Here is a 26474-nt window from a genome sequence, read left to right on the forward strand (position 1 = left end):
GGCTCTTCTTCACGACATGACCTTCTGCTTGTCAAGGTTGCATCATGCCGGATTTTTCTACTTTTGAATGGCCCAGTTTTTTGGGGTAGCCTCACCAACACAATCGCCCCTGCGCCAGCCGCCGCACCCAGCGTCTGTTTCGCAATCATCTCTCGACTGGTTGCATCATGATTGGCCGACGCATTCATCGCTTCTGATGTGGGCTGGTTAAGCCCCAAGCCGCTCGGATAGTGCCCCGCATACATGCTCGGATCAGCTTTCTGCGCCGGCGTCGCATAGAACATATAGCCTGGTCCGCTGTCACCGTCTGCCGGCAACATCCCGTGCGCTTGTCTCAGGAATGCGTGGGCCCCGTTGATTCCACTCGCCTGGCAAGCCATTCTGCACTTGCAGGTTTGCCTGTATTGTCAGCTCTTCATGCGTAAGCGTCGTCTCAAGCTTGCAATTACCCACATCTCAATCGCGGATCCTGGTAACTTGGCATCTATGATGACCGGTGTGCGAACGAGATGGCAGGGAACCGAAAGGCAGATAATCAAGCATGGTTTGAGCATGAAGTTGAAGAAAGCGAATTTGCGGACTCGCGGCTACGCAAGCGTTTGGGCAAGCTTTTGATCCAATTATGGAACGGCATGGGCCAGACGATTCCATTTGCGTGCCAGGACTGGGCTTCAACCAAGGCGGCCTATCGTTTCCTGTGCAACAAGCGTGTCAATGAGCACGATATCCTGAGCGGGCACTTTCAGGCTAGTGCTGAGCGTTTAAGGGCGACACAGGGCCCTGTTCTCATTGTGCAAGATACAACGACATTCTCGTACCAGCGCGAACGCACCGAACTCATCGGCTACACGGGCAAAACGTCGATCCGGCCGGCAAGGCATGGTCTGCAACAGCCGCTGACACAATGCGGCATCCTGATGCATTCGAGTCTGGCTGTCACAGCGGATGGACTGCCGCTGGGCCTGGCAGCGGTAAAGTTCTGGACGCGCAGCAAGCTCAAGGGTTGCACGGCGCTCAAGCGACATGTCAATCCGACGCGCGTACCGATTGAGCAGAAGGAAAGCTATCGCTGGCTAGAGAACATGCGCCAGTCAACGGCACTGCTGGGTGAGCCTGCCCGTTGCGTTCACATCGGTGATCGGGAAAGCGACATTTATGAGCTGTTTTGTAGCGCATACGATTTATGCACACATTTCCTAGTGCGCACTTGTGTTGATCGCTTGGCCGGCGATGGTCAGCGCACTGTCGCACACGAAATGGAGCAGGTCCAGCTTAAGGGATTGCACCGCGTTAAGCTTCGTGATAAGAAGGGCCGTCCGATGACCGCTACGCTTGAGCTTCGCTACCAGCGAATGACGGTATTACCACCGATTGGCAAGCACAAGCGCTACCCTGCACTGCAGCTGAGCGTTATTCACGCCCAAGAGCGCAATGCACCCCGTGGACGAGCTCGCATTGAGTGGAAACTGATTACCGATATGCCTGTCAGATCGCGCGCCGAGGCAGTCGAAAAATTAAACTGGTATGCCATGCGCTGGAAGATCGAGACATTCCATAAGATCCTGAAATCGGGATGCAGGGCAGAAGAGTCAAAGTTGCGTACGGCCGACAGGCTCGCGAACCTGATTGGCGTGTTCTGCATCCTGAGTTGGCGCATATTCTGGCTCACTATGATCAGCCGATCTGTCCCGCAGGCGCCGCCCGAGGTGGCATTTACACAGACCGAAATCGAATTGCTTGGACGTGTCGTCCAGGACTCACCTCGTAGCGCGCAAGCGCCGCCGCTATTGCGCAACTTGCTCAAGCTCGCCCGGCTTGGCGGCTATTTGGCTCGCGCTAGCGATCCTGCCCCAGGAAACACCGTCATGTGGCGCGGCATGCGGCGCTTGATCGATATCCAACTCGGGTATGAACTCGCGCTAACAAGATATGGGTAATTGCAAGAAAGACGCAACGCTTACCTTCATGCGCCTGTTCGATGGTCAAATCGTGGCGCTTCGCATACACTGCTCACGACCATTGACCCACCTCTTCTCTTCCGGATGCAACTGTCGGTTAAACCGTAGATTTTCTATCTCGACTTTCCCTTTTGAGCATCATCTTTCTTTTTGTAACTCTCCCGCGCTTCGCGATATGAATTTTCGAATGGCTTAATCCCTAACATAGCTGCTCTTGATGATATACCACCCACTGCAACCAACGTAAAACCAAGCAGAGCTACAAACATTACATCATACTTTAATCCAATGAGCGTGATCGCCCCTCCTATAAAACACGCCACCCCTCTAACAACCGGGGTAAAATTTCCATCTCGAATGATCCAATTTTTCATTTCTTTTCAGGCTGCTTAAATTGATTTACCCAGTCTAAACCCTTGACCACTCCTCCAATCTCATTGAATACAGGGCCATACAAGGGATATCGTTCGGAAGCAAAGTAATTTGTTAAATCTACGATACTATCCACAGCATAGGCTTTAGGATTTGGCCTCACGATCTGTTCAATCATTCCCGCGCTTAGTCCTATTACCGATGCACCAAAAGTTAGTGTCGTAGCGGCAGGAGCATACGGCGAAGGTACGGCCGCAATCGCACCCGTTGTCGCACCAAACCGGCCAGCTGCCGTCGATACAACCGCAGCGGTATTCGCGATCTGCTCCTTCGGCAAATCCGGCGGATAATAAAGCATCCCCGCTGGCGTCAGTCCCGCTGCACACTCTGCCGTCGCACAGGGCTTCGCCGGGGGCTTAAGCGCATACCTTCGCGGTCCTAGCTCTGGTTGCGTGGGTGCCGCGGTGTAACTGATGGTACTTGGCACATCGCTGCTCCTCACCGTATCCATGATATACCGCTGCAGCTCAGCATTATTCGCTACTGACGCCTGCGTCAGGATTGGCTTTCCGTCCGCAGTCTTACCCCCATATATCCATTTGGCTTGTGCATCCGTCGGACGCTGATCACCTATCAAGATGTCGGGACTCCCAGCATATGTTTGGCCACCCTCTGTCATCGACATCTGCCGCATCTGGTCTTCAATCTGCTGCGGGCTGTATTTGCCACCACTCTTTTCCGCAAGCTGTTGGGCTAAGGTCTTTTCCGGTGGATACAACTGCCGATTAAACCGCCCCTCCGTCACCGCAGCCATCGTCGCAATCGGTGTGTCTTGGCCCGCCATCTCCGCCACCGCTGCCACCAACGAACTCACCAGGTTTGTTTGCGCTTCTCTCTGACGCTGCGTCAACCCCTGCGTCGGCCCGAGTAGCGTGCCCAGCATCGAACTGGCCGCCGCCCCCATCGCGCCCGCGCCGCACTCCTGGTGGCTAGCCGCCGCGCCCGCGCACCCCACCAGCGCATGCAGCGCCGCGCGCGCTTCCTCGCTTTGCAAGCCATCTGCCACGCGTTTCACTTCGCTGGCCGCCAAACCCTGCACGTAATTGACTGTCGCCGACAGTGCAAACTGCCCCGCGCCTGCCGTCACATTGCCACCCGCTGCGGCGCCCAGCGCCGATAGCGCGCGTCGATAAGTGCCGCCCGGGCCCCATTGCGCCTTTAGCTGCGCCGCTTGCTGTTGCGCTTGCGCCCTGGCCTGCGCACTCAGATTCGGGTCCTGGGCCGCTTGTTGCGCTTCATCCAGTTGCGCTTGACGATGGCCCACGAACGTGCCGATTTGATGTGTCAACTGATTCGCAATCTCGAACCCCGCCTGAATCCTCTCCTTGTCGAAGATTGGCTTGAGCGCGTGATTACCATCCTGCCCGCTCCACACCTGCTGGTTCAGCTCGGCAAGGCTTTGCGCAACGTCTCGCCCCGTCAAAGCTTTCTGTTGCGCCTCATCCGTAATGTGAATCGTACCGGCGATAATCCCGCTCAGCGTCGTGCTGCTGGCCTTGCCCGAAGCGGCCATCACGCTCGGCGGCGCAACGCTGAATCCGCCCGGAGTCGACGGCAGCTTGCTACCCGGTACTTGCTCCGCGCCCGTCGCCGCCTGTCCAGACTGGTTCGTGCCAACCCCTTCCAGGTCTTCGCCACCACCACTGCCGCCCACACTGTAACCTCCGCTCAGGCCCACGCTACTGGCGTTGTATTCGGCGTAGTTGACGATATCCTCGGTACTTAACGTGCGCGTCGTCAAACTATTCGCTCCGTCATGCACTGCCTGCTGCGTGCTGGCGATCGCCGCGCCCTTCAGGCTCGTGTGACCCTTGACGTTAATCTGGAAACCGCCGTCGCCCGCTTGGATGCCGCTGCGCTCGGTCACGCTCGCCCAGTCGCTTGCAATCTTTTGCTGGCTGAAGCTGACGCTACCCGCCACCCCCAAACCCGCCGTCACGCTGCCGCCGAGCGACATGTCCCGGCTGCGCTCGCTACTGCGCTCTTGCAGGCTTTCGAGGTGCAGATCCCCGCCCACTTCGCCGATCACTTGCCGGCCACTGAGCACCGCGCCTTTAAGCGTAGTATCGCCGCCCGACTCCAGCACCAGTCGGTTACCCGCGCTCACGTGGGTGGGTGTCCAGTTCACGTCAGTGCCTTCGCCCCAGCCGCGTGCGCCACTGACGTTCGCTGTCACACCGGCTGCCTTGCCCTGGGAGCTTAGGTTCACCGCCACGCCTGCGCCACCGCTGAGGCTGCTGTGGGTCCGGTGCAACTCGCGAGCGTTTTGCACGGCCAGCAGATTGATTTTGCCGTCGGCCTTCAGTTGGACATCACCGCCACCCTGGATCTCGCTACCTTGTACAGTCAACGTGGAATCTTGGCCGGGACCGATAGCTTGAACCCTCACGTTGCCGCCAGCGGCAATGCTCGAACCCGATGCGGTGGCACGGTTGTAAGTGGCCTGACTCCCGCTCTGCGCGCCGCCCACAGTGACTGAAATGTTAACCCCGCCACCCGATTTCGGATCCTGAGCTATGGCGTCGGCAGTGTTCTTGGCGGCCAAGCCAGTCGTCACGCCCGCCAACGCTTGCATACGGAGATCGGATATCTGTCCGACCGACCGCTCCACCTGCTGCGCGGTCTGAGCCGCCGCCATCGCTGGCGCCGTCACCGCCACGGTCAAACCCGATTGCTTGAACTGAGTTTGCTGCGTACCCTGACTCTGCTCACGGGCTTCCGTAATAATGACTTCGCCCGCCTGAATATCCACATCGCCCCGCGGCGTGAGGATATGACTGCCTTCTTGCCGATAGAGCTGTTTGGCAGCCAAGGTCACGTTACCATTGGTCGAGCCCACGCTGGAAACCGTTGCACGAGTGCCGGCCTCTTGCTGGTCAGCGCTGTGCGCCTGGCTGCCAATTGTCACCGACATCCCATCATTATGTAGTAAACCACTCTTCTTGGTCTCCTTGAAGTGGCTTTCGCTGTAGGTCTGCGTTGCAGCCTGAATAGTCAGGTCGTTCTGCGCCTCAATGAACGTGCCCTTATCTGACACGACATTGCTGCCGGTCAAGGTCACGTTGCGGCCTTGCACCGCCACCGTGTGGCCACCGAAGGTGTTGGCCTGCGCGGTAGTGTCCGCCAGGCTGTCGCGAGTGGTGGTTTGACTGGAGCCGAACAGATTACGACTTTTATACTGCCGGCCTTCGCTCCAGTGACGACTTGTTTGCCCGCTCACGATGTTGACATCCCCATCAGCCAGCGCCACCAATGTGCCTTGGTCGCTGTTGACGCGGGCCGCACGGGCATTCAGGTCGCCGCCAGCCTGCATGCGTACGTTACCCCGCGCCTCCACGGTGGTCCCGACCTCTTGCTCAATGCCTTGCTTAAGGTAGTTGCTGGCGTCGATGACGTTGCGTTCTTGCTCCGCGACTTTGACCGTGCCCAGATTCAGATCACGGCCGGCGATTAGGGTAGTCTGGCCGTTCTGTCCATTGTTGGCGATCTGCGCGGCAATTAGATTGATGTCGCGCCCGGCGCTGGCCACCAGGGGGCCGCCAAGGGGGTAGTTAACGCTCAGACCGGCTATACGGTCCAGATGGGTACGGCTAAAGTCGCTCTGGCCAGCTTGCTTGGCATCGCTGCGGGTTGTGGTGACCATATTCAGGTCGCGGCCAGCCTGAACGAATAAGGCTTGGTCAGCGTCAATGCTGCCGCCGATTATGTCAATGTCGCCAAGCGCCTGAGCAGATACTGTCTTGCCAGTGATCCGGCCGCCAACGTTACGCAAATTTTCGGCATTCAGTTGCACGGCAGTGTGTCCCGCGAGGGTGCCTGTATTGACGAGCTCGTCCTTGAGTCGCATGTCGATCGATTCCGCGGCGAGCAGTGTGCCGTTACCGTCAAGGTCACCCGGCTTGACGCGGGCGTAGACTTGCGGCACTAGCGCGCGAGTGACAGTGCCATCGGGTAGGTGCACGTCCTGCTCAACCAGCCAGACGATATCGCGAGTCAACTGCGCCATTTGCTGCGCACTTAGCGCCACGCCAGGACGCAGGTTCCATGCTTTCGCATAAGCGCTGCCGGCCTCGAGCAACGCTTGGTATTGCGCCTCATCGCTGGCATAGCCTTTCAAAAAACGCCGACCTGTCAGTTGCGCGACTTGCTCACGCACCAGCATTTGTTCGTAAAATCCGTCGCCCAGGCGCTTGTGTGTGGCGGCCGGATTGTGCTTTCCTTGTGACAGTAGGGTAGCGGCGCTTTGCCAGGTGCGATAGTCGGTAAAGCGCGGATCGGTCTCGATCAGATAGCTGTCATTGTTGGGCTGAACACGAAATAAGCTGTTAGCCGGTACCTGGGCGCTCGGCTGGACAGTGCGGATAACCATGGGGGCATCGCCGTGCGTATCAAGCACACCTTGCTCTTCTTGGCCGCTCGTTGGTTCCTGACCGCTTATCACCGGATTCTGACCCGCTATCACCGGCCCCTGGCCGCTTATCGCCAGATCCGGACCGGTTATCGCGACATCAACCTGGCCTAGCTCGGGTGCGGCGCGCACACTAGGCACGGCCGGCACTTCGATTATTGCGCTTGCTTTCAGCGCGTCATCTGCCTGGCTAAGCTGCTGCTGTGCAAGCACATAGCCACGCGCGCCGCTGGCGGTATGCTGCTCGACCTTGGAGACGGGCAGCTCAATCGTGTGCACGATGTCGGCTGGCGTGTAAGCAATCCGTGCCTCCCAGTGGCGGTCATGCCGGCGCTTCACGCCGCCACGCCATTCATTCCAAGTGAACTGGCTAGTGCCTACCTCGCGGGTAATATGCTGGCCAAACACCGCCTCATTTTTCAGGTTACCCAAATCGCCCTGTAAAGTGCCGCCGGCGAAAATATGGCTTTTGTCATTAGTGAAGTTTTCACCCTGCAGCACAAGATTACCGCCCGAGCGAATGAGCGCCGGCGCGCTTTGCGTGACCCGGGTTTCGTATTCGGTGCGCGTTATATCGTACTGGGTCCACCTGCTGATTTCGGCGCCGGTGCCATTGTGAAAATAACAGCCGGATTTGTGCCCTCCCGCCCAATGATATTCGTTAATATCGTGTTTATTGGGATCACCGTCCGGCTGAAGCTCTATGCTCTGGGTTGGCCCGCTAACCTGCACCAGTTCGGTGGCAAAGTGCGCGTTGCGATTGAGCAGGTGCTGGGTGTTGAAACTCAGGCCCCCCAGCGATTCAATCGTGGCGCTGTCGTTGAGCACGTGACCGGCACGACCCACGGCCTGGCCCTGCTCATTCAGCGCGCCGGCAATGTTTAGCGCCGTACTATCATGGCCAGCGCTAAAGATCAGCGCCTGCTCGTGGTTGTTGACGACGTTCGCACCGATATCCAGCTGTGTCCTCGCAGCAATGACTGCGGCCCGGCCATGCTCCTGTCGATTGTCAATGGTGTTGGCCTGCAACGCAAGGTGATCACCGTAGAGACGCCCCGTGCCAACATTGTCTACGGCACTGGCCTCAACACGCGCCTGCACGCCATCGATTAGGCCACGGTTAGACAGCTTGCCATCGGTGGCCACCCACACGCGGTTGCCGTTGATCCGGCCATCGACGGTGTTGTCGATCTGCGCTCCCCGTACTTCGAGCTCGTCTGCTTGGAAAACACCGCGGTTGGTCAGTTGCCCCCCCGTGCGGACAACGGCATGGCCGTTGGCAATCACTTCGTGATCGTTGTCAAAGTCCTGCTGCAGCGCCAAGTTTAAGTCGCCGTTGGACAGCAAACGGCCCGCTCCGCTTAGCTTGCTCGCACCGATATCCAGCCGGGCCCGTGCGGCGATGACCGCCGCTTGGCCGTCCTCCTGTTGATTGTCAACGGTATTGGCCTGCAACGCAAGGTGATCACCGTAGAGACGCCCCGTGCCGACATTGTCTACGGCACCGGCCTCAACACGCGTCTGCACGCCACCGATTAGGCCACGGTTAGACAGCTTGCCATCGGTGGCCACCCACACGCGATTGCCGTTGATCCGGCCATCGACGGTGTTGTCGATCTGCTCGCCCCGTACTTCGAGCTCGCCTGCTTGGAAAACACCGCGGTTGGTCAGTTGTCCCCCCGTGCGGATGACGGCATGGCCGTTGGCAATCACTTCGTGATCGTTGTCAAAGTCCTGCTGCAGCGCCAAGTTTAAATCGCCGTTGGACAGCAAACGGCCCGCTCCGCTTAGCTTGCTCGCACCGATATCCAGCCGGGCCCGTGCGGCGATGACCGCCGCCTGGCCGTCCTCCTGTCGATTGTCAACGGTATTGGCCTGCAGCGTAAGGTGATCACCGTCGAGGCGCCCGGTGCCGACATTGTCCACCGCACCGGCCACAACGCGCGTCTGTGCGCCATCAATTAGGCCACGGTTAGACAGCTTGCCATCGGTGGCCACCCACACGCGGTTGCCGTTGATTCGGCCATCGAGGGTGTTGTCGATCTGCTCACCCCGTACTTCAAGCTCGTCTGCCTGGAAAGTACCGCGATTAACCAGCCGTCCCGTGGTGCGAATGACGGCATGTCCGTTGGCCGTCACTTCGTTCTCGTTGTCAAAGTCCTGCCGCAACGCTAAGTTCAAATTGCCTTTAGACAGTAAATGGCCGGTTCCGCTCAGACTATCAGCCTCGACACGGAAGTCGGTGCCGGACAATAGCGTGCCAGCCGAGTTATACACACGATCGGCAACAACCTGAATGCTACCGGCCGAGGAGACGTGGCCTTGTGTGTTGTCCAGCACGCTATCCGTGCCCGCGCCGGTGATCTCCACGCGGCGCTTGGCGGCGATGGTCCCGGCATGGTTGTCGATATGCTTGGCCGTCAGCGCAACGGCATCGCCTCGCAAACCCAACGGCGTAGCCGGGTCTGTACTGCGGGTGTCACGGTTATGAATCCGCTTAGCATTCAGCGATAACTCGCCACTCGCGGCTATCAGGCCACCATCGTTATCGGCGACGTCAGCCACGCCCATCTGCAGCGCCTGTCCAGCCTGTATCGCGCCACCCCTATTGCGCAAACTGTCAGCCTTGAGCCCGACTTTGGCGCTACCGCCAAACTGGCCTTGAGTATTGTCGAACGTACCAATGTGCGCGGCGAGTTGGCCTTGGCTATGCACTACGCCGGCGCGATTGTGCAACTCGCCACTATTTAAGTCCAATTCGCCACCGCTGAGGAGGCCGCCCGTCTTGCCAGAATCAATGTTACGCACTGTTTGACCGTGTGTTTGCACGCGCATCGCGCCGGCCGATTGCAGTAACCCGCCGGTGTTATCCAGTACACCACTGTTGACGTCGAGGCGACCGGCAGTGCTCATCAGTGTGCCGCCAGTGTTATTCAGTGTCGCTTGCCGAGTATCAAGTTTGACCTGGCTGCCCCGGATCGCGCCGTCGGTATTGTCCAAGCCTGTGCTGTCCAACGTCAGCTCACCGGCGGCTTGGAGCGTGCCGCCCGCATTATGGATGTGGCCTTGACTGTCCACCTTCAGGTGGCCTTCGGTTGCGTTTAATAAACCGTCTTCGCGATTATCCAGCGTGGTGGACTCGAAGCGTAGTCCGTGAACGCCAATCAGCTTCCCCCGGCGATTGTCCACTGTAGGCGCGGTTACCTTCAAATCACCATCGGCGGCGAGCGTACCTTGCGCACGGTTGTCGAGCGTGCCGTCAACGCTCACGTCCAAGTTGGATTGACCCTTGGTTCTGATCATGCCGCCCTGGTTACGTAAATCACGCGCCTTCACCATCGTGTTGCCCGCGGTAACAAGCTGGCCATTGGTATTGTTGAGTTGATCAGCGATATCAACCTGCGTGTCGTGTGTGCCGGCCGCGCTAATCCTACCTCGTTCGTTGGTCAGCTGTTGCGCCTGCAACGTCAACGCGCCATTACCGCGAATGGCGCCGTGGGTGTTGTCTAACACGTCGCGCACCTTCAACTCAAGCATGCCGGCGCCACTGCTGCGCAGCACGCCTTCGGCGGTAATCAGCGTGTCTGTGTCAACATGAATCTGCTTGGCTTGAGTCAAGCCGCCGCGCAAGTCAGCCCTATGACTTGTCAGGGTCAAAACGCCATCGCTTACCAGCGTGCCACCGACGCCTTCGAGTTGCGGCACCTCGATCTGCAAACGGCCACCGCCAGCTTGCTGCACGCGACCTTGCGCGTTCTTGAGCGTGCTGGCGCGGATATGCAGCGCCCCGTCGCTGACAATCTGCCCGCCTCGGCTATTATCAAGCTCATCCTTCACCTCCAGACGGTTATCGCCGCCGGTTACCACCAGCTGACCCGCGCGGTTATCGAACGATTGGGCGTTCAGCGTTAGCGGCCCGGCTAGTTGCATCTGCCCCTTCTCGTTTTGCAGTGCGCCGAGTTGGAGTTGATGGCTGCCTGTTACGTATAGTTCACCCAGACGGTTGACCAGATCGCCGTCCTTTACGTTTAAATCGCGCACGCCTAAATGCCCGCCCTCATTGTCCAGGCCCGCGTGGGCGGTCAGATCGATGGCACTTTTGGCCATGATGCGGCCGCCATCGTTATCCAGTATGTTGGTAACGTTGAGCGCACCCGCCGCGAGCGGCGCGGCGTCACTGTCACCCAAAACGTTCATGTCCGACGTGCCGTCATCCCCAGGCGTCGTGGCGGCATCGGTGTCCAACCCAGCCTGCCCGATGCGGCCGTCCTCCCGGTTACGAACCTGCGCGGCACGTACAACCAGGTCCTGGACGCCGGTTTGCTCAATGGTGCCACCCCGGTTTGTAACAGAATCCGCGTTCACTTCCAGGCGCGTAGCATTCAAGGTGCCGCCCCGGTTGTCCAGATCTTTTGGGGTGTAGAGCACGAGTTCGCGTCCAGCGCTGATCGTACCGCTGTTGGCCACGCCGCCGCCGACGTCCAAACGCGTATTGGTCTTGGCCTGCAGAGCGCCGCTGTTTTCCAAGCGGCCGTCGGCGGTCACCACCAGTTCGCCGGCTGATGCGCCGATTCGGCCTGCGTTGCGCATACCCACGCCGTGCTCGGTACCGAGCAGAACAATTTTCTGTGCGTACATGCCGCCGAGTTGGCTCACGTCTAGGGCGAAAGCCGGCACATTGCTGTCTGTGGCGATTGGATCCACCACGCCCTGACTGGCACTGACCTGATTGGCGCCGGTCGTCACGCGCAGCTGCTGAGCCCAGAGGCCAGCATTGATCCGGACGGAGCGCGCGATAATGTCAGTGTAATCGGCGCGGCTCGCATCGAGCCCGCCACCGGTGATGGTAACGGCGCCTTGCTGCACGCGGTAGCCGTCGAGGTTGCCGCCATTCATGATCGGGGCGCCGGTGGTCAGCGTGACGCGATTGGCATTGATGAAGCCACAGCCGTCGCAACTGATCCCCGCCGGATTGGCAACCACAACTTGCGCACGCTCGCCGGCCACTTCCATGTAGCCACGCAACTGGCTTGGATGACTGGCGTTGATCTCATTGAGAATCACACGTGCGGTGCCGTTGACTAGCCACGGATTACCTTGCACCCAGCCGCCGAGCTGCGTCTGCGCGTGGGTACTAGCGTTGTTGAGAATCACGCCCCGATGGTCGACGTCAAATTGCCTATAGGTATTGCGCGACACACCGCTTGCGCTGGGGACTTGAATGTTAATCAATGGCACACCGTTGGCGACGTTTAGCATGGTTGGCTGCTGGTCGCGCGGCGCGCCAGGATCAGCCACGATCTGCGCTTGTGCGAGATCAACGACCATCCCGAGCGACACCAGAATCGAAAAATCCAGTGCCCGCATCGTCGCCAGCAGGCTGCATACCGAGCGTGCGGCCCGAACGCCGCGCTGCTTGCTTTGACTGGCGACATGCTCCGCCACGGCCATCTGTAAACCGCGGGCCCGATTGAAGATGACTCGATATAAATGTGAATTCATGACGGGTACTCAGGAAAGGTAGCAGTCCTAACGCCGATACCTAGTATGACCAGTTGACGTTAAAGCCGGCGTTGAAGCGACGGGTCTGAAAACCCGCCGGCTTGCTAAGCGGCGTACCGACAAAAACGTCCCAGAACAGCCCCTTGGCCCCGCCGCGCAGGCCAATCACAGCACCGGCTAAGTGCTGCCCAATCAAGAAGTGGGCGGACGGCCCGCCCACTTCTGCATAATCAGCACCCAAATAAAGCGTCTGACCGGTGCGATCCAGCGACCAGCCTAGGTCATTGCGCACCAGCCAGCCTCGGTCGCCGATCAAGGCGCTTTCGCCATCAAAACCGCGCACGGTATAGCGCCCGCCGATGGAAAAGCGTTCCGGCAACGCGAGCGGTGTGCGGCTCCATTGTCCGCGCCATGCCGTGGTGTAGCGTAGTCGCTGTGCAGCAATGGTCAATGGGATGGTCAGCTGAGCGTCTGCAGTAATCAGCGATGGGCGCGACGTCCCCTCGCCAAAAAATTCCTCCGGCGCCGGCTGAGCCCCTAACATACCCGTACCTTTGCGGTACGCCACGCCGCCCTCCAGCGTGGCGGAACCGATGAATTCGCGGTGACTTAAACCGATTTCCCAGCCTGCCGTGTGGCGGCGCTGTACCTCAATCTCGGTGTCATCGATGAAGCTGTGCGCATGGCGTAGCCACCCGCGCACATGAGCGTGGGTCTTGCGCACGGCATCGCGATAAAGCAGGCGCGAGAGGCGCACTTCAGTAAGGTCGCCATCACCACCGTAGCGGTAGGTTTGGTAGGCGCCCACGACCGGCTGGTGATAATCATAGCCACTGGTGGTGAAACCCAGGAGCCAGTAACGATACGGCACCTCATAGTGAACGGTGTAGCCACGCGTGCCTTTGGGGCCGCTATGCCCGCCGCCAAGGTCGTGGTTGAAGCTGGCGTAAAACAGATCGTTAAGCGTCCACCAGTTGTCGTACGAGACAGTCACGCTACCCTGGTACCGACCCGTGTACCGGCTGCCTGCATCGTCGATAGAGACGTTCAGGCGCACCGGATGCGCTTGTGTCCACGCAATCACCAGATCGCTCTCGCCAGGCTGGGCGTCTGGCCCTTCAGCCGGTGTGATTTGGATGTCAGCGTCGGCCGTCGGCACGCGCTTGAAGTTTTCCAGCGCCTGCTCGAGGTCACGCAGGTTGAGCAAATCGCCTGATGTAATCGGCACGGCGTTCCACCGCGTCGCGCGCGGACTGCTGTCGTCGGTGAAGCGGATCGCACGGATCCGCCCCGGAATAAGCGTGAGCGCGAGCGTGCCGGTCTTTAAATCCTGCGGGGCCGCTAGCACGCGCGTGGTCACGTAGCCACGCGCTACAATTGCGTTTTGCACCCGCTTCATCGTCAGGTTGATGCCTGCCGTGCCCAGGCAGCGGCCAATGGCCGGGTCGTCCGGCGGATTGGCCGCCGCCAACGCCCATTGGAAATGCGTGGCCGTGTCGCCGTCGAGTGTTATGCGCTCGATGCGAAAACAGGGCGACTCTTGCGCGGGAAGACGCGCTTGCTCAGGCGCTAACGGGCGTGTCAACCGCACGTCCGGCGTGGCCTCACGCTGCTGTCGAAGTACGCGCTCGCGTTCCTGCTCGCGCAGCGGCTGCTGTTCGGCGCCATCGAGCGGTAGCGCTTGCGCCAACATCATCGGCGCCAGACCCACGCAAAACCCTACCCCTTTTCCACCCCACCGGCGATGACAAACCGACTGCTTCCCCTTTTTCCTTATCATAGTAATCATTTTCTGCCTAGCGCTGGCAGCTAAATAACGCAGCTAGGGCAATCCTAGCAGAACTCGCGCTCTCCACACTCGAGCAGCCGCCGCAGCCCTCCGTTACAGGCGGGCCGCGAGCGTAGAGGCAGAAGAAGCGATCGGCCCGGCGCCACCATGTTGATCGGGTACATCCTGTTTCCAGCCGAGACACCATAAAGACCCGGTGAAGGCGCCCCAGACACGAATTTCCATCGATCAGGCCGCGGCGAGCGACCAACGATGTGCTATTCACCGGTGAGTGGGTAATCCAGCCACGCTGCAGGCAGCGGACCAGCATTGGCAACAAGCAGTGAACCGCACTGGGTTTGGGGCAGGCTCCAACGCTTAAGAGCGATATTCCTTGGGCTTTGCCCGACCTCGAAGGATGAAGTAGTAAACCTCTAACGCCGCCAGATCCGCCATAGGATAGTATGCGTAGGCAGCGATGGTCGAAGTCAGCTCATTATCAGTGCTGCATCGCCAGCTTCAGTCCACGCAGGACGAAGATGGTGCCAATAATTTTTTTCTCCCAGCGGCGCAGCCAGTGTAAACGCGACATGATGCGGCCAAGCGAGCGTATCGAAAAGATTACAGCCGTCAAGTACAACGTGCCTATGGCGACAAAGATCAGTCCGAGCACGACGAACTGCCAAAACGTCGCACCGAGCTCCGGCTGCGCAAACTGTGGCAGGAATGCAAGAAAAAACAACGCGACTTCTGGATTGAGTACCTCGATCAGCATCGCTTGAACAAAGGCCTTCCTAGGTGAAACCGCAGCCGGCTTCGGCGTAAGCGCATACCCAAGTGTCGGTTTCTCGAGCAACGCCTGCACCCCAAGATACAGTAGATACGCGGCGCCGGCCAACTTAACGATATTGAATGCCAGCGCCGAGGTCATCAGCAACGCGGATAAGCCCACTGCTGCACAGAGCGTGTGGATAAGATCTCCAGCCGCCACACCGAGTCCGGTGAATACGCCGATTGTGCGGCCGCCTTGTACTGTGCGCGTGAGCACCAGCAACACGGGTGGCCCGGGAATCAGCAACAGTCCGAGCACGACCACGACAAAGGTGCCCAAAGTCGAAAATTCCAGCATCGAAAGCTCCTATCGCCGTTCATCGATCACCTCAAACCACGTCCATGCGTGCCGCCATTAAGCCTGACACATGGGCAATATCAGCCCATAGCCATTCTCGTGAGCCTGAACGCGATTGTTGCGCGTGTGTAGCATGCGATTTTCGCGCGGGCAACTCCTAGGCAACCACAGCGTGTTTTGCAAGTCAGTGGATAATGCCTTGAAGCTCTCGCTTCCTTTGGCGACATGGGCGTATTCCCAGTGCGAGAAGTCCAGCACAAAATGATACAGTCGGTGATCGAATGGCGCGCTGGCGATCGTCACGCGTAGCCCAGCCATGTCGGTTAGGATTGCCGCGATCGGCGTTCCGTTGGCGTCGGTGGCGATGTGATGCTTGGAACCGGGTCGCGCTCGACCGGTGGGGTTCGGACCAGTTTTCGTCCGCCCCAATCGCGCGAAGCGACGAAGAGTCAACGACCACGCGTGAGAAGTTGATCTTCTGAGCTGCTTGCAGTTTCGCCAAAAACAATGTGTGCAATCGACCCCTACACGCCGGCTTGCTGCCAATCGTGCAGCCTGCACCAGCAACTCCCCCGAGCCGCAACCCAATCGCGCTGGCAGGTCATGCCAGCGAATGCCGGTCTTGAACACGAACACGGACGCCCGTCAAAACCACGCGCTCCGCTACTGGCTTGCGACCGGGATACTTGAAACGGCGCGGCTTGGGTGGGAGGTAGCAGCGTTTCGATCAGTGCCCATTGCCACGACGGCCAACGTTAACAGGTTGCTGAAAAATTTGGGTTTACCAACTCCATAAACGAGGGCTAATACGTCGGTCCGCGACACCATTTTCTACCTTAACGCAACTTTAATACGAGAAAGCACCGAATTTAGGTATTTCACTCTACCCTTGCCATCATAATCATTTATCAAATAATCTGGGTCACCACTTACTGGCATCCCATTTGGGGGAGCATATTTATTAACTTTCACCAAAAGATCCTTCATTTCACTCAACCCTTCCTCCTTTCTTGTCAAAGGATATATTTTTTCTATTAAAGAATTGTAATCTTCCACCCCCTTTTCTCTCAATATAAACCCATTGATTGCCAAAATTGCCTTACTCGTCTTAGACCAATCGTTAGTTATTTTTTTTTCCTTCTTCTCCGAGAGTATAAGGATCTTTATCAACAAAATGCTCTTAGCAATTCTGCACTGAATCACGGGAATTCTAACTGCTTCTGACGTCACCGTGGCAAGGATAAGAAGAGAGCTTGCCACTTTATCATTAATTTTAGTCCCTCCATCAAATTTTGATAAATTTATCACGGAATTATGTATAGACTCCTTACTAACCCCTATCTCACCTCTATCCTTTCCCGCTATATTTGAAAGCGCATTATAATGAGAATTGCTATCCAAAGTAATATTTTTCATCCCCGGAATACTAATTTTTTTAAACTCAGCATCAGAAAATTTAAAAAATTCACTTTCATGATTTCTTTTATTTATTCGAATGAAACCCACTATATAAAAATTTTGATGAGACATAACCAAAGATACGTTACCTACCCCTGAATCCGGAAAATTAATGCGTGTTAAGCCATCAACACCGTTCTCTTTTGTGACCGCAATACCCGGAATGCACTTTAATTTTTCACTGACCCCCACTCGAAGATCATTAATTGATTTATGCACATCAAGGTAATCTTTTGAATGAAATTCGAAATTATTAATCATATTATCTTCCGTGAGCGCATAACAATAAAAGACAAACCTTAAAATGCTGACACAACATAATTATAAACAATGCCGCCCCATGCCAAGGTATATTAATCTAGAATCATATTTATAGTCGCCCTGTTTTTCAACCGCAAATATTAATGACTTGGTTGGCTTGCGCAAATATATCCGGCGTCGTTTGAGTATTTTACTCTAGCTGGAATTTTTGCACCTTTCACGCAGAAACTGGCGGTAACCACCTGAAAAGCGGCTCCCAGCAAAGCCCCGATTTTACGCCTTCTTAAAATTGAGTATTATACAATCCGTTGAAGCATAATATTTTTCCACCTATACCGCCATTTCTTGCGCCAAAGTATGACAATTCCGTTCGGTCCCGCTCCAAGTCCGACAAGCCAAAACGTATGACAACTTGCGCAAGCCGGCCAGTGGCCGGCGGTGCGGCCGGCACGGTACTGCGCCCCTTCTCAAACTAGGCGGACACACCAGTTGGCTGGGCAAGGGATTGCAGCAGAGCGTCCAGCCATTCAACGTGCGGCAGTAAGGCCCTCATCGGCGAACTTTGCCAGTCTGATAGTTCAGGTTTCATGCGTCGGCGCCAGTAGCCGTATCGGGATGCGTTAAAATACGTATTGAAAGGTTCAGTTCGTCATGTTTACAACATGCGTTGAATAAGCACGCATTGGGCAGCAGCGCACATAATACTGGATCACGTGACTTGCGCCCCGTGGGCACCGTGCCTTCACCTCATCCGACATAATCCGCCGAGTAACCTGTAGCGTATCGTGCAGCCGTATCCCGAAAGGCATTGACTGTCCTCAACGCACGCGTCGCTATCCATTAAGCAGCATCACAATCATGTTGCTCGTGTTATAGCGGTGATCAGCCCTAAAACGGCTTCCGAATGTAGTTCACTATGGTCTGCATCCACCACATGAAGCTGGGTATTGGCCAATGCGTTCTTTATCTTAGCGTTGTTTACACCCATTTTTTTGCCGCAATTTTTAAACGACCTAACACAGTCCACGCCGCCTATAGGAGCAGTGGTATCTTTGCCGCCCGAAATATGAATATAATGCTCTACCTTTTCTCTGAGCTTTTCTTCCAAAGGCAAATGATCACGCCGTATAGGTGTACCTAAAGTGACCAATTGTTTAATATTACCTTGCGTTTGTTTAATCGCTTCAAAAGCGACATTGCCGCCATGGCTATGCGCAATCACATTGGTAATGATGCCGGCCCGTGTGTTTTCATCAATTTTTTTCGCAAGGGTTTGCCCCGCCTCAATACGAGCGAGTTTATGATTTTTGCCACTCCATTGCAATGCTGTCACCTTCCCACCAAAGTTTTTTCGGACAATATCGGCGTGCTTTCCGTCCGGTCGGGTCCAGCCTACTTCAGCTGCTGTGCCGCTAAACGTGCCGTGAATCAAAATGGTTTCAATACCATTGTCAGGTTGCTCGGACGGCCCTATAAAATTAGGTGGACGATTGAGGTAGCGCCTTTTGCTAAAAATTCCTATTACCCCTTTGGTTAATTGCTTTTGAGTGGCTTCCGATACGGGTGCTTTTTTGTCTTTAGGTATGCTTTTATCATGGCCAATTTCAAGGTTGGTGGTGTGAATTTCTTGTGATCCATTGTAAAGGCGTTTCGAAATTGCTTCTGCCCCCTTAAATGGCCTATCTGGGTCCATCTCAAGCCAGCTAACCAGTCTCACTGACGAATCCAGCTCATCCTGGCTGGAGGCAACCTGCGCTCGCCGAGCCTTTCTCTGTTGGTCGGAATGAAATTTATAGGACCTTCTCATAGCTCACCTCATTGACAAGATGTAACTTCATAGTTTCCCAGTAGTCGGATGGCAATCATTTCAGCCGGACCATAGCAGCTTTTCCGGCGCAAAAAATAATTACCGGCTTATTAACCAGCATCCTTGCTCGCTTTCACTTCAGTCAGTCCGTCGATGTTCACCGACACCTGCACGCCGATCTTGCTCCACTCGCCTGCATTCTCGTTAATCACCCGGGACAGCACCTCGTGCGTCTTCTCATCAAGCAGCCCGCTCACATGAGCCGTCGGCGGTTCGTTAGGATTTGTGTACTCGCAGGTCACCGCCAGACGCGCCAGTTGCACACGCGCTGATTGCACTTGTTCCACATCTAGTAATGCCAGTACTTTGTCCACCAGCGCGCGCTTGAACGGCAACGACTTGTCGTAGTCCTCCCACGATCCGGGAATCGCCTGGTCAAGCATCGGTTTCAATACCGGTGGCGTCTTCTCCGTCTGATCCCGCCCCAGCTCGATCGGAATGGTCACTTGGAAATTCAGACACAGGCGTGGCCGATCGCCCAACGATTGCCAGAAATTACCCAGGCTGGACAAATGTTCTGATGGCGCAATGACTCGCGAGAATAACGGCAAGTTCAGCTCCCTGAGACTCGTATCCAACTCAGCGTTAAGCAGCGCGTTGAGCACCGCGTTCATCACCATCATCGGTTGGCTATCCGGCCCCATCCCCGCTTTCTTCGGCTGCTCCCAGTACGTAACGAGGTAACAACAACGCGCGTTCACCTGTCGGGGGTCAAATGTTCCCGTCTGCGCCCGATACGGGCGGGGTTGCGCATGGCGCAACTCCAGATCCTCCTGAATATCGTAGAGGAACACACAGACTGTGGGATTATCCGGCAGGCAGGTTTTGTCCGGGATATCAAAACGAATATTGATTAAATTTGCACTGATCTCATCCAGGTGTTTTTTCAGTGCAGCTTGAATCGTCCTATTCAAAGCAATGATTGCCTGGCCCCGTTCTAAATCCTTGCGTACTTGCTGCTTAAGCTCGTCATCCATGATTACTTCCGTTATTCAAAAGTGCGATTTCCCATCGCGCCCGCTTCACTTCAACGGCAGGCCCCTATGACGCTTAGATATGCGGCATGATGCGCCCGGTCTTACTCAATTCACGGCGTACCGCGCGCTCGATATCGGCCCGATTGACCGCTCGGCCCTGCTCGGCTGCGAGCCAGCTCGCGAGCAACGCGACGTTACGAATGCCCGCGCCGGTCAATTCCGTGACCGCCGCAAGCTGCGCAAAATCCACTTCCTCGTCCACTGCCACCTGCGCCGGCCAAATCGCATGCCACATTTTTTCTCGCAGACGAGCATCCGGTGCTTCAAAGCGCGTCATGAAAGTTAGCCGGCGCGTGAACGCGTCATCTAGATGCCCGCGGTTATTCGTCGTGAGCACCACCAGCCCCGGGTACTGCTCCAATCGTTGCAGCAGGTACGACACCTCGATATTCGCGTGCCGGTCCTGCGCGTCCTTGACCTCACTGCGCTTGCCAAAGAGCGCATCGGCCTCGTCGAACAGCAATACGCCCGTGTCGGCTACCGCCAGATCAAAGATCCGCGACAGGTTCTTTTCCGTCTCACCAATATATTTGTTGACCACCGTCGACAGATCGACACGAATCAGCTCCACGCCCAATTCGCCGGCAAGCACTTCGGCAGCCATCGACTTGCCAGTACCCGACTCACCGTAGAACAGCGCGCTGATGCCCGTTGCGTTGCCGATCTTGCGCGCAAACCCGCGCGCGAGCACCGCGTCGCGCTGCCGGATCGCCGCAATAATCTCGTGCAGTTGCTCGGCCACATTTGGGCTAACAATCAAGTCATCGAACGTGCGCCGCGGTGACACGCGCTGCGCGAGCGAGCCAAAGTGTTGCTGGCCCCGCACGCGCAGCGCCTGATGCAGATCGGCTGGTGTGAGTGGCGTCTGCGCGTCGCGTAGCGCCCGATAGCCGTGCGCCTCCTTCAGTGTGGACTCGAGTGCATCCGGATTAACCCGCGTGTGCCGCAGCAACGCTGTCAGGTCCCACCCGTCGCCGGCCGGGCTCAAACTGGCTTGCAATAACCGCGTATCGTCCTCGCGGGCGCGCGGCGGCAGCGTCACGCGCACCCGCGGCAAAGTGGCAAACACGTCGCCCGCGTCCTGCTCAGAGCACAGCCCCACCACCGGCTGCCCATGTCGCGCCAGTCGGGGCGCCAGCGCGTTGAGCAATCGCCCGTGCCGCGCCACACCGTCAGTGAGCTGTTGCAGCACCAGCACGCTGCCGTGCAAGCGCGCTTCGCGCAGCGCCGCGAGCAGCAGCGGCCATGCTTCGTCCATCTCGTCTGGTAATGCCGCCAGGTTGACGACCAACGTCGGGCGGCCCGCGTCGCGAGCCAGCTGCGCGATGAACGCCAGGCAGCCGTCGGCTGGGTGCAACAGCAATAACGGGGCACGGCCCGGTTCAGCCCCGAAACAGCACGCCGCAATCTGCTGCGCGCAGGCGGCCCACGGGCCGTCACGCAGTATGTCACCGGCGCGAGAAGCGGAGCACCACTGCGCCACCTGCGTGAGCGCCGTGGGCAGCGATGTCGCATCTGCTCCGCTTAAGTAGCGATAGACGGTCTCGTCCACGCGCAGGTACGCAGCGTCGTCGCGCGTGCTCGCGCGGCCGTTGCGCTCCGCCAAGTAGACAAGGCCGTGGCGCACCAAAGCCCCAGCGTCTGTGCCAAGCAGGTGGCGGTGCGCGATGCGCTGCACGGGCGTCGCACTAAAGAGCGTCAACGCAAACTCCACACCGGGCCAACTCGCGCCTTCATCCCCCTGCAAATAAGCGATCAGCGCCCGATAACGCGGCTCGAAAAGTGGCAGCGCACACAACACCAGAACCTGCGTCTCAAACAAGGTAAGCCCGAATCGCTCGATCACCTCGGCCAGTCGCCCGTGTGCAGTGGGCGCGTGCAGCGTTGTCCACGGCGCAGTATCGTCGCTGCTCCAATGCGGCATGCCGCGTGGGTGTGTGCAGCTGGCTTCGAGCGCCTCCACCGGCTGGAGCAACCCGGCGAGATTGAGCCGGTCGTCCTCGTGTTGCTGCTGCCAGATGAGCAATTGCTGCAGCACTTGGTCGACATATTCAAGCCACGGCCCCAGCGTCTCGAACGCTGCGCTCACGCGCGCCGTCTCGCCTTGCGCCCCGGCCGACTCGGCTGCCGGGTGCGGCTCCGCGTCTGGCGCGGGCACATCGAGTGAGGGGAAAAGTTTCATACGATCCAGTCCACGCTCAGTGGGCGTGATAGCCACGGCAGCGCCACCTGCGTCAGCGGCCATGGCACTTCGTTCAGTAAAATATCGATTGCCTCGCGCGCCACGCTCAGCATCAATGCGCCGTCGGTCTCGTGTAATGTGCCGGGGCGTTGCAGGAACAGTGCGCGCAGCTCGCCGATCGAGCAGCGGCTCAGGCGCGGCAAACTGCCTAGTGCACCCGCCAGCCACCCGTCCAGCGTCTCGCGCAACTGCGCTGTCAGCGGCTCGGGCTCCAGCGGCCCATCGTCCGACACGCCGCATAGCATGCGCGTGAGCGGCGTCCGCCATTCGGCACACACGGGCTCGCTCCATGCGAGCCAGTCCAGGCACGCGAGCGCCTGCTGCCTTGCCGCGTTATCCTTGAATCGGCCCGTATCGTCGGTCAACGTCAGCGTCCGAAACAGCCTTGGTAGCGTCGGCCATAGCAGCACTAAGCCGGCATTGGCAACCGGCAACGGCAGCGCTTCAACCAGCGAACGGCCCGTGTCCCTCGGCGCCTGTGTTCGGACACGCGGCTTAGGCGCGGCCGCCTCGCCATAGCGCGCCACGTCAGAGGCGGCCTGCGCGCTTGGCAGCGCTGATGTATTCTGACCCGCCACCGTCGAACGCCTGTGCCCCACACCGGTCACCTCAAACAAACGGGCGCGCCAGCTATGCGTTGCATCATCCGTGGCCACGGGCTCACCGAGTCCGTGCGCCAGCGCCTGCAGCGCGGCCTGCACCGGCTCAGTCGGTGTCCCGCTCAGCAGCGCGTGCGCGTGCTGCACTAGCGCCTCGCCCAGCCGGGTCGGGATCATGGCTGGTGTGGGCTGCGTCGCGCCGAGCACTACCCGCCACAGTGCCAGGCCCACCGGGTCGGGTGCGGCCATTCCGGTAGCCGGCTGCGCCGCGTCGACAGGCGCCGCAACGGGCCAGCTGCGCACCCACGGCAGCGCTCGCAGGATCACCGCCAGGCCCGCCTCAACGCGCGTGGTGCTCAGCCATACCGGCCCGCCCATCCCGGGCGAGTGTCCAGTCGCCAGCCACGCTGCCAGCGCATCGCACGTGGGCGGCGCAAACGTGGCCAGCAACCGCTGCAGCCCACGCGGATGCACGCATGCAGTCGCCAGCGCGGCCCGGATTGCATCAGGCTGCGGCTGCATCAGCTGTGCACGCAGCCACGCGTCCGGCGTACAAGGCGGCATCCAGGCCACCGGCGCGTGCCAGACGCCAGTGTGCAGATACGCAAACAGCGCCGGCAGGCCAACCGCGTCGGGTGCCGGGGCCGGTGTCGAGGCAGTCGTCGTTGGCGCCGTAGCGCTGCCAGCCGTCGCCGCCTCTCGCCCGTGCAGCATCTGCCCCGTCTCGGTGCGCGTTTCTCGCTCATACATCCGCACTCCGGCGCGCGTTCCCAGCGTCATCCATCCGTCGTTCGCCATCACGTCCTCCCACGCAGCCAAACGCGCTTCGCCAATCTGCGACGGCGACACCCGCCTCGCCTCCCTTTGCCATCGCCGCCACCGCTCGCTCAGCTGCTGCACGATTTGTTCATCGTGTTCCGTTTCAGCCAAACTTGCTCCGTCAATCTGCAACGGCGACGCCCGCCCCGCCTCCCTTTGCCATCGCTGCAACCGCTCAGTCAGCTGCTGCACGATTTGTTCATCGCTTTCCGTTTCAGCCAAACTTGCTCCGTCAATCTGCAACGGCGACGCCCACCTCGCTTCCATTTGCCATCGCTGCAACCGCTCGCTCAGCTGCTGCATGATCCGCGCTTCAAGTTCTGTTTCCAGTCGGCTCAATCTCACGTCGCCCACATCCAGCACCAACCGTTCGATCATCTCGTTCCCTGCGCCTGTCTGCGCTTGCAGCGCCGACAGGCGCGACTTCAGGTGCGTGTGGCACCATGCACTGCAGCGTTGCTGCACCCGTGGTGCATCGCGTCCGTTCACGCGCAGCACGAAGTGCAGCGTGTCGATGCTGACGCCATGAAAATCACTCAATCCGTCCATACGTCCTCCGTGACATGCCCTAAACGATTTGCTCGCTTAATGCCGGGTGCAGCGCTCCTTAGACCACGATGCCGCTACCTCATCGTTCATTGCACTCCGTTGCCGATCGCACCGGTTGCGAATACGGCAGTGGCGCGCGTGCTTCTCGTGCGCTCCGCCTCCCGTCACGCATGCCTGTGCCGCGCTCGCATCAACCCTCTCTCGGTCATCGCGCAATCTATTCCACCCGGCAACTTGTCCGACGTACTCGTCAATAACGCTTATTCTTGGCTGTGCATACAACGCCGCCACTATTCCGCTCACGCCAATACTTGGCATTTGCGTTTCCATTGGTAAACCGAACTGATCCGGATCAAGAATGCACTGGTACGCAGCACGTATCGCTTCGAGCCGTTGTCGCATATCACGAAAGCGCGGGGCGAAACGCTCGTTGTATGGTCGCCGACCGATGTGCCCTTGTAATCAAATGTCTGACACTGCTGCAAGCCTCCCTTCCGAGCTTGCGAACATGTCTGTTGAGCACGGGGGCACCACTGCTTCCGTAGCACACTTGCACCGACTCGTCGATCAGGCGGCCGCGGCCAATCCCCACCTCTTCTACGCTTATCCAACCATGCAATGAAACTCCGACGGCTTTATGAGCAGGCACAATGCGATAACCTCACGAAAGGTCGGAGATGCCAAGCGCACATGCAACTCTGGCCGCTGGCCAAAATAAAAGCACGGGGTATGGCCTGCACGATGTACGTCTAGCGGCTTCCCACTGGGCCTTATCCCTGTGCGAGAAACACCTGGCAGCGCATACCGTCGGTGTCCGTGTACTCCGCGATCTTATAAGGTCCATCGGGCAAGTCCAGGGTCCACCACTCCGTGTCGAAGCTACCTGGCCAGCCGGAACCGGGCTTACCTGGCCAGCCGGGACCGGGCTGGTTAGCATCAGGTGAAATACCAACATGCTTTGAAGAAACCTCAAACGTGAGCCGTGACGATCTCCCTCCTCGGTCGTTCGGGTCGTCCTCTGTGCTTATTACGACAGGCACGAGCGAACCCAGGGACCAGGACAGCTCTGGCTTGGCTTGTAAATTTCTTGTTACCAACTCGAACTTGCCTGTCGTTGTGCTGAAGTCGTCTTGGGCTGGACGTGCCACATAAAATTTCCTGGGTATTTTGCGTGCGGTTATGGTGACTTTGGTTCCGCTTTCGTCCGTGCTGTACTCGAAACTGACGAAAGTGCCATTATCGTCTCCCAGCAAATCGACCTTGCGTGCGCCAAACATTCCCACCTGGACCTCAAACTGTACCGCACGCGACAAGAGATTAGGGTCTTGTGTCAACTCCTGCACCAAGACTGCAATGCGTCCAGCGCCCCTCAATGTTATGTCGCCGTCCCTGCTGAGTTGCGCAACTATCGACTTCCACTCATTGTCTGGCGTATTACCTTTGGTGAAACACAATTCACCGCCCCGGGACGGGCTCACTTGGGCCAGCTGTCTTAAGTTCACGGGCTGGGCCTTTGCAAATATAGACAGGCTGGTCTTCCTCACGTCCGGCTTCACCGTTTCGCAATACGCCGCTTTATGCCCTTCCCCATAGGCATCATTGAGCGCCTTGGCGATATCCTGTTCCAGTTTCGATTGGTTTGGGTTGCTGTTCTGCCTGGAACCGGTGCTCGTGCCGCTGACCGCCTTATCTAGCGCACCGCTGCCGGCCTGCACGGCCGCCTCCTTAAATTTGGTCAGCTGTATGTCGGTGAATTTCAGCTGCTTATCCTTGAACTCAAACCACCCCATATCGGCCTTAAGCTGCACCCCTTCCGTTGGATCGATATCCAGGCCCTTGTCTTGATTCACCTTGACCGACAACTGGTTTGTTGCATTGGGTTCAATCAGACTCAGTCCACCTTTTTCTGCAATATGGAGCTTGACCGGCTCATTTGCTTTCTCTACGATCAGACCCGCACCGAGCTTGACCATCAGCCCTTCATCGGTCGGCTCAAGGCCGCCATCGGGCGCTGTCTTCACCGCCACGCCGCTCTCATCCACCCGAATCCCGAGCCCTGGCTTGACCATGAGCCCCTTGTCTTTCTCCAGCACTAGACCGCTTTGCTTGCCATCTACCGTCAACTCGAGCGCGTGAGTCACCTCGTTAAACTTCAGTCCGCCTGATTTATCCGCCGCAATATTCACCTGCAGCGGGTGATTAACATCCGGCACAGTTAACCCACTACCCGGCTGCGGAGGCTGCGTAAAATCGCCCTCGTTAAACCCCAACGTTTTACGCCCCACGTCGGCCAGATCGATCAATTCGCTAAAGGTTGCCTGCGTCGGGATCTGCCCCGAACCAAAGCTTTTCTTTAACCCCTCTGCTTTCGATTCCTTGCCGTTTTCGTTGTATTCGTCCGTCATGGTTAATTCCATCCCTAATTCAGCGCATGCGAGTCACGCG

The 26474-nt window shown here is 58.1% G+C and carries 11 protein-coding genes and 2 pseudogenes; 1 reads left to right on the top strand and 12 read right to left on the bottom strand.

The genetic code is table 11. The features are described 5' to 3' along the window. Positions 1 to 284: pseudogene (locus B0O95_RS16430) on the bottom strand (hypothetical protein); the annotation flags it as partial. A gap of 225 nt (positions 285 to 509) precedes the next feature. On the opposite strand from B0O95_RS16430, the gene B0O95_RS06120 reads away from it, so the two are divergent. Next, positions 510 to 1937 (top strand): IS4 family transposase, encoded by a 1428-nt coding sequence (locus B0O95_RS06120; RefSeq protein ID WP_104077118.1) that lies wholly within the window; start codon positions 510 to 512, stop codon positions 1935 to 1937. A 134-nt stretch (positions 1938 to 2071) separates the two neighbouring features. On the opposite strand, the gene B0O95_RS06125 is transcribed toward B0O95_RS06120, so the two are convergent. From B0O95_RS06125 to B0O95_RS06170, 11 genes and pseudogenes are all read right to left on the bottom strand, one after another. After that, positions 2072 to 2332, bottom strand: a complete 261-nt coding sequence (locus B0O95_RS06125; protein ID WP_104077119.1) for a hypothetical protein — start codon at positions 2330 to 2332, stop codon at positions 2072 to 2074. Then, positions 2329 to 12300 (bottom strand): two-partner secretion domain-containing protein, encoded by a 9972-nt coding sequence (locus B0O95_RS06130; protein WP_104077120.1) that lies wholly within the window; start codon positions 12298 to 12300, stop codon positions 2329 to 2331. The genes B0O95_RS06125 and B0O95_RS06130 overlap by 4 nt, the downstream gene beginning before the upstream one ends. A gap of 40 nt (positions 12301 to 12340) precedes the next feature. Then, positions 12341 to 13996, bottom strand: coding sequence for a ShlB/FhaC/HecB family hemolysin secretion/activation protein (locus B0O95_RS06135; protein WP_104077290.1), 1656 nt, complete (start codon positions 13994 to 13996; stop codon positions 12341 to 12343). Between the two features lie 571 nt (positions 13997 to 14567). Continuing rightward, positions 14568 to 15197, bottom strand: coding sequence for a LysE family translocator (locus B0O95_RS06140; protein ID WP_104077121.1), 630 nt, complete (start codon positions 15195 to 15197; stop codon positions 14568 to 14570). Between the two features lie 321 nt (positions 15198 to 15518). After that, positions 15519 to 15928 (bottom strand): annotated as a pseudogene (locus B0O95_RS06145) (transposase); the annotation flags it as partial. Positions 15929 to 16028: 100 nt separating this feature from the next. Continuing rightward, positions 16029 to 16916, bottom strand: coding sequence for a ribosome-inactivating family protein (locus B0O95_RS06150; protein ID WP_104077122.1), 888 nt, complete (start codon positions 16914 to 16916; stop codon positions 16029 to 16031). A gap of 856 nt (positions 16917 to 17772) precedes the next feature. Next, entirely contained in the window at positions 17773 to 18723 is a 951-nt protein-coding gene (locus B0O95_RS06155; RefSeq protein ID WP_104077123.1) for an esterase/lipase family protein, read from the bottom strand. Positions 18724 to 18833: 110 nt separating this feature from the next. After that, positions 18834 to 19760 carry a Pvc16 family protein gene (locus B0O95_RS06160; protein WP_104077124.1) on the bottom strand — a complete coding sequence of 309 codons (927 nt, stop codon included), beginning with the start codon at positions 19758 to 19760 and terminating at the stop codon, positions 18834 to 18836. Positions 19761 to 19833: 73 nt separating this feature from the next. After that, positions 19834 to 22002 (bottom strand): ATP-binding protein, encoded by a 2169-nt coding sequence (locus B0O95_RS06165; protein ID WP_233203167.1) that lies wholly within the window; start codon positions 22000 to 22002, stop codon positions 19834 to 19836. Further along, positions 21999 to 24029 (bottom strand): protein regulator of cytokinesis family protein, encoded by a 2031-nt coding sequence (locus B0O95_RS16440; protein WP_233203169.1) that lies wholly within the window; start codon positions 24027 to 24029, stop codon positions 21999 to 22001. The genes B0O95_RS06165 and B0O95_RS16440 overlap by 4 nt, the downstream gene beginning before the upstream one ends. Before the next feature lie 770 nt (positions 24030 to 24799). Next, a complete protein-coding gene (locus B0O95_RS06170; RefSeq protein WP_146063999.1) occupies positions 24800 to 26434 on the bottom strand; it encodes a hypothetical protein in 1635 nt (544 codons plus the stop codon). Positions 26435 to 26474: the final 40 nt, after the last annotated feature.

Source organism: Mycetohabitans endofungorum (assembly GCF_002927045.1).
GTDB classification, from domain to species: domain Bacteria; phylum Pseudomonadota; class Gammaproteobacteria; order Burkholderiales; family Burkholderiaceae; genus Mycetohabitans; species Mycetohabitans endofungorum.

Bases quoted from the DNA above. Each gene is read 5' to 3' on its own strand.
- B0O95_RS06120 (WP_104077118.1), top strand. From the start codon at position 510: ATGGCAGGGAACCGAAAGGCAGATAATCAAGCATGGTTTGAGCATGAA.
- B0O95_RS06125 (WP_104077119.1), bottom strand. From the start codon at position 2,332: ATGAAAAATTGGATCATTCGAGATGGAAATTTTACCCCGGTTGTTAGA.
- B0O95_RS06130 (WP_104077120.1), bottom strand. From the start codon at position 12,300: ATGAATTCACATTTATATCGAGTCATCTTCAATCGGGCCCGCGGTTTA.
- B0O95_RS06135 (WP_104077290.1), bottom strand. From the start codon at position 13,996: ATGATGTTGGCGCAAGCGCTACCGCTCGATGGCGCCGAACAGCAGCCG.
- B0O95_RS06140 (WP_104077121.1), bottom strand. From the start codon at position 15,197: ATGCTGGAATTTTCGACTTTGGGCACCTTTGTCGTGGTCGTGCTCGGA.
- B0O95_RS06150 (WP_104077122.1), bottom strand. From the start codon at position 16,916: ATGATTAATAATTTCGAATTTCATTCAAAAGATTACCTTGATGTGCAT.
- B0O95_RS06155 (WP_104077123.1), bottom strand. From the start codon at position 18,723: ATGAGAAGGTCCTATAAATTTCATTCCGACCAACAGAGAAAGGCTCGG.
- B0O95_RS06160 (WP_104077124.1), bottom strand. From the start codon at position 19,760: ATGGATGACGAGCTTAAGCAGCAAGTACGCAAGGATTTAGAACGGGGC.
- B0O95_RS06165 (WP_233203167.1), bottom strand. From the start codon at position 22,002: ATGAAACTTTTCCCCTCACTCGATGTGCCCGCGCCAGACGCGGAGCCG.
- B0O95_RS16440 (WP_233203169.1), bottom strand. From the start codon at position 24,029: ATGGACGGATTGAGTGATTTTCATGGCGTCAGCATCGACACGCTGCAC.
- B0O95_RS06170 (WP_146063999.1), bottom strand. From the start codon at position 26,434: ATGACGGACGAATACAACGAAAACGGCAAGGAATCGAAAGCAGAGGGG.